Genomic DNA, 7848 nt, shown 5'->3' with positions numbered 1-7848 from the left:
CGGCCCGGGCCTCGAAGACCACCTGCGACAGGTCTGTCACGTGCCAGTCTGCACCGAGTTCGTCCTCCGTGTGGTGCGTCAGCACGCCCAGCACGGAGCAACCGGCCGCACGGCCACCCACCACGCCGGCGGGGGCGTCCTCCACCACGAGGCAACGCTCAGCGGGGAACCCCAGGCGCCGGGCGGCGAGCTCGAAGGACTCCGGCGCCGGCTTGCCCAGCACCACCTCGTCACGTGTCACCACCACCGACGGACGGGGCAGCGCGGTGCCGACCATGCGGGAATCGAGCAACGGCGCCGAACAGGACGTGGCGATGGCGGATCGCTGGGCGGGCACCGCCTGTAGCGCCTGGAGGGCGCCGGGCAGGGCGATGACATCCGCGACGTCCTCGATCTCCAACTGCTCGATGCGTGCGTGCCCCTCGTCGAACCTGTCGGCGGGGAGGAGGGCGCGCACCATGACGTCGCTGGGGAGGCCGGTGTACTGGCTGTGGTGGCGGGGTTCCACGCCGAATTCACTGGCCCATGCGGCGGCGGCGCGCACGATGGCGGCGGTGGAATCTGCGAGGGTGCCGTCGAAATCGAAGATGACGGCGTCGAAGACGCCGAGGGTGCGGGTCACTTCCAGAGCGTCATGCCGGAGAAGCCGACGACGATCAGGATGAGCCCGATGGCGACGTTCCAGTCACCGATGGAGCGCATGAAGCCGATGTCCTGGCCCGCGAGGTTGTAGACAACCATCCACGCGACGCCCAGGAGCCCGATGGGGATGAACACGCCCGGCACCCAGTTGCGCCCGCCGGGGGCGAGACGCGCGGTTTCGGCGCGCTGCTCAGCGAGTTCAGACAGGCGCTTGCGCTTCTGCTTGTCAGCAGCCTGCTTGCGAACCTTGGATTCCGCCACGATGTCTCCTTCTAAGATCTCGCCTAGCCTAATTGACGCCGGCGACAATGCCCACATCTGCGCGCTCATGATGGACGACGGCGGGCTCACGCCCTCGTCGATGCCCCCGCGCCACGTACTCTGGGCCCATGAAACTGTGGCCGGTGCTGAGGGAGCGGGTCTCCGCCATGCGCACCGTCATGGCGCGCAACCAGCTGCGTTCCCGGTCGCCGCGGGGCCGCACCACCACCATCCTGGTGTGTGTCATCGCTGGCCTGATGATGACGGTGGCCGCCATCGCCGCGCGCGGCACGGACCTGCGCAGCGACCGCACCGCCGACATGCGCGACCTGATCATCAGCCAGAGCCGGCGCAACGAGGAGCTCCGCACGCAGGTCGACGCGCTCCAGGCCGAGGTGAACGAGCTCACCAGAGGGCAGGGTTCGGGTGACTTCTCCTCGGAGCTGGTCTTCGCGGAGCGCGAGGCGAGCATGGTCGCCGTCACTGGTCCGGGTATCCGGGTGGCGCTCACGGACGCACCCGCCGACGTGCGGCCCCCCGGCGTGGACGACGACGCGCTCGTGGTGCATCAGCAGGACATCCAGGCGGTGGTCAACGCGCTGTGGGCGGGCGGCGCGGAGGCGATGAGCATCCAGGGCCAGCGGGTGATCTCCACCACCGGGATCAAGTGCGTGGGGAACACGGTCGTGCTGCACGGCATCCCCTACGCCCCGCCGTACGTGATCGAGGCCATCGGCGACCGCACCCAGATGCAGGCCGCGCTTGACGAGTCTCCCGAGGTGTCGGTGTACCGGCAGTACGTGGAGGCCTACCGGCTGGGCTACTCGGTGGAGGGCGTGGGCACGCTGGAACTGCCGTCGTTCAGCGGGTCCACGGGCGTGCGGTTCGCCCGCCCCAACTGATGGCACAGCGAACGGCTCGGGCCGCGGCCACCGCCACGGCCCGAGCCGTTTCACAGAAGGTCAGCTGCAGGCCGGCATGCTCACCGACGTCCAGCTGGCGGTCTGGCTCGGCTTCGCCGTCGCCGCCACAGACAGGGAGCCGGCGGCCAGTGACGGCTGCCCCTCCAGCGTGACCCTGGTCGTCTGACCGGCTGCCAACGTCACGTCCCGGACCCCGGAGACCGACGAGAGCCGCACTGCCTGCCGCTCGTCCGTCGGGTTCGACACCTCGACGACGACACCGGATTCGCAGTTCGCCGACACCACCGAGGCGTCCACCGGCTGTGCGCCGGTGTGGACGCTGGGGGTGAGGGGAGTGGCGACCACGGAGACGAATCGTGCCGTGCCACCCTCGCTCACCAGCGACAGGCCGAGTGATCCGGGATCTGGGAAGACCTGGCTGGTGATCGTCCGGAGGCCACCCTCGGCGAACGCCTCGACCGATGCCCGGTCGACGTAGACCGTGAACGTCACGGTGCCGTCCGGGTTGACCAACGGTGCCGAGTCGACGGCGGCGAACTGCGAGTGGAAGCCCGTGACGCCGGAGCGGGTCCGGTCCACCACCAGCCGGCCGCTCCTCGCGTCGATGCCCACCAGCGTGCCTTCGCCGCTGTCGGTGCCGAAGGCGGTGTCGGTGCGAACGGCGACCCCCGCGAACGAGGCGTCCTGCGGCTCGACGGTCACGTCAAGCTTGAACGCATCCGACGCCCACGGCAGCGCGACGACCGAATCGTCCACCGCCACGTTCGTGCGCCGCAACCGTTCAGAAGGCACCTCGAGCGAGGACGCTTCGCGCACCGGCACCTGGCGCAGCGCGTAGGAACCGTCGACGAGCTCGAGCGTGACCTCGCGCGGCAGGGTGTTGGCGCTGCGCCACGGGGCCGTGGGGATGGCGTTGGCGTAGCGCCAGTCGTTCATCCATCCGATCATGATGCGGCGTCCGTCCTGGACGTTGGCGAAGGAGATGGCCGCGTAGTGGTCCGGGCCCCAGTCCAGCCAGTCGTAGGTCTCGACGCGGCGGGGCTGCGGGGCGTCCGCGGCCACGATGTCGTCGACCAGGATGTGGCCCCACCCGAACCGGTTGTTGTCCACGATGAGGAGCTGGGCATCCTGGCCGGCGAACTCGGCGACGTCCCACGCCACCCAGTCGAGCAGCTCCGAATCGCGCCCGGTCGCGGTGCGCACGACCTCGCCGTCGACCACGAGGTTGACGGTGGTCTCGGAGGAACGGGGCACGGCCGGCTCGTCGCCGATGACCACGTGATCGAGCGTCAGGTGGCCCCAGCCGCCGCCGACCTCGTCGACGATGCGCAACGCGGCGTCGCGGCCGCGGAACTCCGCGATGTCCCAGCTGGTCCACTGCAGCGCGCCGGCGTCCTGGCCTCCCGCGGTGCGCACCACCTCGCCGTCGACGATGAGCTGTACGGCCAGGCCCGGCCGCTCGCGACCGCCGCCGACCAGGAAGGAGAGGTGGTCGTCGTCGATCGGGAACGACGGCGAGGTCAGGGTGCCGGTGTTGTCGTCGCCCTTGGGGCCACCCTCCCACGTGTTGATGCGGGCGTCGCCCAGGTAGTAGTCACCGCCGGCGTAGGCCGGGCTGTCGGTGGCCGCGAGATCGCCGGTGCCCACCCAGCCCAGGTCGGCCAGGCTGCCGCCGTCGCGCAGGCCTTCGAAGCCGTTCCAGAGCGCTGTGCCGGCGGGGGGCTCATTGCCGAGCTGGCCACCGTCGACGCGCGGGTGGTTGCCGCCGCCCACCAACAGGTTGAGCCAGGGTTCCTCGACCCTGAACGGCGCTGAGGTCATCGTGCCGACCGGCCAGTCCCAGCCGACGAAGCTGTTGACCAGCCGGTCGCCGCGGTGCCCGTTGATGGCCTGCTGGTCCCGCCAGGCGCCGGGCTGGGGGCCGTCGCCGAAGGGGCCGTTGAACTCGTTGCCCGGGTCGTTGGCGACGGTCCACCCGGAATCCGCCCACGTCCCGAACTCGAAGTCCTCGACGACGGTGCCGGGCACCACCTCGTCACCCGAGACGACGTTCTGGGCGGTGTAGGTCACGCCGTCGAAGTCGCCGACGAAGTACTGGGCACCTGAGCCGCCCGCGGGGGATCCAGGGTTGAGGTTGACCACCATGACCCATTTGGTCTCGTCGGTGCCGTCGACCGTCAGCGGGAACAGGTCTGGCACCTCCCAGATGCCGCCGGTGGCATTGGCCGGGCCGAAGGTGGAGAGGTAGGTCCACTCGAGCAGGTCGTCGGAGCGGTAGAGCACCACCTGGTGGTCGAGCGCCTCGACGGCGACCATCACCCAGTACGACTCGCCGGTCTCCGGCGATGTGTAGCGGCTCACCTTCGGGTCGCGGAAGTTCTGCGAGCCCCGGTCCAGCACGGGGTTGCCCGCATACTTCTCCCAAGTGTAGCCGCCGTCGAGCGAGTAGGCCACCGATTGTGCCTGGATGCCCGCCAGCGTGGGATGTGCGCCGGTGTAGGCGCTGGTGTAGTGCGCCACCAGCGGCGGGTTGTCGGTGGTGCCGAGGCCGCTGGTGTTCTCCGTGTCGACCACGATGGAGCCGGAGAAGATGTCCTCGACCGACTGCCCCTCGCCGTTGAACGTCTGGGCGATGGCCAGCGGCTGCTCGCTCCAGTGCAGCAGGTCCGGGCTGGTCGCGTGGCCCCACGACATGTTGCCCCACGTGTCCGCGGAGGGGTTGTGCTGGTAGTAGAGGTGCCAGACGCCGTCGTGGTGGACGAGCCCGTTCGGGTCGTTCATCCAGTTGAGTTCCGGCGTGTAGTGATAGGCCGGGCGGTAGGGCTCCTGCCCGGCCGTGTCGTCGGCTGCAGCAGGGAGCCCGACGGCGGCGCCGAGCGCCACCGTGAGGGCGATTCCTGCCCTGGTCAGTCGTTCCATTGGTTGTTTCCCTTCTGGTGACAACGTTGTCATGGCAGAGGGTAACAAAGGGTGGGGTCACCTTGATCATTAGTTCGCCGTTCATGAGATTTGACGGCAAAATGACTCGCATGTTCCCCAACTCCTCCCGCCCCACGATGCGTGACGTCGCCCGCGCGTCAGGGGTGGCCATCAAGACCGTCTCCCGCGTCATGAACGGCGAGCCGAACGTCGCGTCCGCCACGGCGGAGCGCGTGCTCCGCGCGGCGGACGAGATGGGCTACGTGATGCACCAGCAGGCCTCGGACCTGCGTCGCCGCGACGGGGGTGTGGGGGCGATCGGGTTGCTGCTGTCGAGTGTGGGCAACGCCTTCGACTCGCACCTGCACCGCGCGGTGGAGCGGGTTGCCAACGACCACGGGATGATGACGCTGGCGGCCAGCACCGAGGACGACCCGGACGTCGAACTCGCGCGCCTGCGCGGTTTCGTGGCGCGCCGGCTCGACGGGCTGATCGTGCTCACCGTGCGCGAGGACCACTCGCTGCTGGCCCGTGAACTCGAGCGCGGCTGGCCCGTCGTGTTCGCTGACCGCCCGGCTCCCGGCGTCGACTGTGATTCCGTGACCTCCGACAACGCCGGCGGCGTCCGAGCGGCCGTCCAGCACGTGCGCGGGTACGGGCACACCAGGATCGCCTTCCTGTCCAACCTGCAGGTGATCAGCACCTCGAGGGAACGCACCGCATGCTTCCGCGAGGCCACCCGTGACCTTCCGGACTGCACCGTGACGACGGACCTGGGAGACGAGGCGGCCGTGATCGCCGCCATCGAGCGACTCATGGGATCCGACGCGCCGCCGACAGCCATCCTGTCCGGCCGCAACGACATCACGATCGCCACCGTCCGGGCGCTGCAGCGGTTGGGTCTGGAACGCTCCGTCGCGCTGGTGGGCTTCGACGACATCCCGCTGGCCGACCTGGTGCGACCGGGCATCACGGTCATCGCGCAGGACCCCGACGCGCTGGGAGAGCTGGCGGCCACCCGGCTGATCGCCCGCGTCCGGGGGGAGAGCCTGAGCCCGGAGCAGGTGGTGGTGCCGACGCGCCTCATCGTCCGGGGCTCCGGCGAGATCACAGCCGGGCGTTCCTGACCATGGGCTCCGCGCCGTCGAGCCGTCGGCTCAGAGGCGCGCGGCGGGCTTCGTGTGGCGCGTGGCGCCGGTGATGGCAGAGAGCACGTTCTCGTAGGTTGCCTCGTCCACCGCGAACGAGCCGTTGTTGCGGCCGTGGCGCAGCACCTCGATGCGGTCCGCCACGGAGCGCACGTCCGCCAGGTTGTGGCTGATGAGGATGACGCCGAGGTTCAGCTCCCGGAGTCGCTCCACGTGGCTCAACACCTCTGCCGTCTGGCCCACCGACAGCGACGCCGTGGGCTCGTCCAGGATCACCAGCCGCGGGTCTGTGACGAGGGTGCGCGCGATGGCCACGCACTGCCTCTGCCCGGCCGAGAGCTGGTGGAGGGGGACGCTCAAGTCCGGGATGCGGCTGCTGAGCTGGTCCAGGTACTGGCGGGCTAGGAGCTCCATGCGTGACTCGTCCAGCAGCCCGTCGCTGCGGGTCAGTTCGCGGCCGAGGAAGATGTTCGACGGCACGTCCAGGCTCTCCACCAGCGCGAACTCCTGGAACACCGTCGCGATGCCGAGCGCGATGGCAGCCTTGGCCGATGCGATGGCCACCGGCCGGCCTGCCAGCCGGACCTGCCCCGCGTCGGGCTGGTAGACGCCCGCGACGATGCGGGCGAGGGTGGACTTGCCGGCCGCGTTGTCGCCGACGAGGCCGACCACCTCGCCCGCGCGGACCGTGAGGTCCACGTCGACCAACGCCTGCACGCCGCCGAAGGTCTTGTGCACGGATCTGAGCTCCAACAGCGGTTCAGCCACGTTGTTCCCCTCCCGAAGATGTTTCCAGCACAGACGTCAAGGACATCATGTCGAAGACGCGGGCGACGACGCCGAGGGTTTCCGCTTCCTGCCCGAGCTGCCCCGGCACCAGGAGGGAGCCCGCGTCGGCGAGGAGTGGTCTGGCGCCCAGGGCGTCGAGCATGGGCCCCAGCAGCACGTCGGCGGCCTGGGCCAGCGGCCCGCCCACGGCGATGCGGTCCGGCCCGACGGTGGTGGCCATGTCTGCGAGCGCGGCACCGATCGCGGCCCCCGCGTCGGCGACGACCTGCCGGCAGCCCCTGTCGCCCGAGTTCGCCGCCGCCACCATGTCGCGCAGCGACAGGGGGCCGTGGCTGATCCGGACCAACTCGCGCAGGGCCTCGATCGACACGACGGTGTTCAGGCAGCCGCGGGCACCGCAACGGCAGATGGCCCCGTCCGGAGCGACCCGGACGTGACCGAGCCCCGCCGCGGGAGCCGAACCCGGGCGCAGCACGGCACCCCCGAGCACGATCGTGGAATCCGTCACCTCACCCACGCGCACGTACACGCCGCACGCCGCGCCGCGCAAGGCCCCGATGCGGGCCTCCGCGAGGGCGGCGGCGTCGGTCTCGCGCTCCACCAGGACGGGCCGGTGCAGTCGCCGCTCGATGATGTCGGCCACGTCGACGTCGTCCCATGTCGGCAGCCCGACGACTGCACCGCCGCGGTTGGCCGACGGCATCGCGACGCCGATCCCCACCAGGTCCGCCAGCGCGAGCCCGCGTTGATCGGCGAGTTCCGCGGCCAGCATCGCGGCGCGGTCCAGGGTGGTGTCGAAGCGGTGCTCCGGCGGCAGCGGCAGGTGCTGCCGGGCCACCTGGGTGTAGCCGGCGTCGACCAGCGACATCTCGAGCGCGCGTGGGCGGATGTGGATGCCCAGGGCGAGGGAGGTGACGCGCGCCAGTGTGACGAGTTGGGCGCGGCGTCCGGAGCGCGTCGTCGCCGACGTCTCGACGGTGCCGGCCGCCAGCAGTTGCTTCACGATGTTGGAGACGGTGGCGGGGGAGAGGCCCGTGGCGGCGGCGAGCTCGACCTGTGTGAGCTGGCCGTAGAGCTTCACCGCCTCGAGGATGCGGGCGCTGTTCGCCTCGCGCAGCGAGGCCTGTGAGCCGGGCGCTCCGCTGCTTTCCCTCATGCGGCAAACC

Annotated in this window: 7 protein-coding genes; 2 read left to right on the top strand and 5 right to left on the bottom strand. The window is 70.4% G+C overall.

Features of this window, described 5'->3' with window-relative positions:
• The coding region (locus C3E87_RS07785) for an HAD family phosphatase (protein ID WP_076061308.1) at positions 1-622 on the bottom strand (622 nt) is incomplete at its 3' end.
• Positions 619-903 (bottom strand): cell division protein CrgA, encoded by a 285-nt coding sequence (locus tag C3E87_RS07780; protein WP_076061306.1) that lies wholly within the window; start codon positions 901-903, stop codon positions 619-621. The genes C3E87_RS07785 and C3E87_RS07780, both read right to left, overlap by 4 nt.
• Before the next feature lie 128 nt (positions 904-1031).
• On the opposite strand from C3E87_RS07780, the gene C3E87_RS07775 reads away from it, so the two are divergent.
• Entirely contained in the window at positions 1032-1805 is a 774-nt protein-coding gene (locus C3E87_RS07775; protein WP_233120759.1) for a DUF881 domain-containing protein, read from the top strand.
• Between the two features lie 60 nt (positions 1806-1865).
• Here C3E87_RS07775 and C3E87_RS07770 read toward each other — a convergent pair whose 3' ends face one another.
• Positions 1866-4745, bottom strand: a complete 2880-nt coding sequence (locus tag C3E87_RS07770) for a glycoside hydrolase family 32 protein (protein WP_076061304.1) — start codon at positions 4743-4745, stop codon at positions 1866-1868.
• A 110-nt stretch (positions 4746-4855) separates the two neighbouring features.
• Here C3E87_RS07770 and C3E87_RS07765 point away from each other — a divergent pair, with 110 nt between their 5' ends.
• On the top strand, positions 4856-5872 hold the full coding sequence (locus tag C3E87_RS07765) for a LacI family DNA-binding transcriptional regulator (RefSeq protein WP_198928241.1): 1017 nt from the start codon (positions 4856-4858) through the stop codon (positions 5870-5872).
• Positions 5873-5902: 30 nt separating this feature from the next.
• Here the strand turns inward: C3E87_RS07765 and C3E87_RS07760 are convergent, their stop codons facing one another.
• Both C3E87_RS07760 and C3E87_RS07755 read right to left on the bottom strand, forming a co-directional pair.
• On the bottom strand, positions 5903-6661 hold the full coding sequence (locus C3E87_RS07760; protein WP_076061300.1) for an ATP-binding cassette domain-containing protein: 759 nt from the start codon (positions 6659-6661) through the stop codon (positions 5903-5905).
• The gene (locus C3E87_RS07755) at positions 6654-7838 is read right to left on the bottom strand and encodes an ROK family transcriptional regulator (protein ID WP_076061298.1); all 1185 of its coding nucleotides are present in this window, start codon (positions 7836-7838) and stop codon (positions 6654-6656) included. The genes C3E87_RS07760 and C3E87_RS07755 overlap by 8 nt, the downstream gene beginning before the upstream one ends.
• Between the last annotated feature and the right edge of the window lie 10 nt (positions 7839-7848).

It is taken from the genome of Tessaracoccus sp. ZS01 (assembly GCF_022342445.1).
Classification (GTDB): domain Bacteria; phylum Actinomycetota; class Actinomycetes; order Propionibacteriales; family Propionibacteriaceae; genus Arachnia.
The sequence above is the reverse complement of the archived record's forward strand: the minus strand, read 5'-3'. Positions and strand labels throughout refer to the sequence as shown.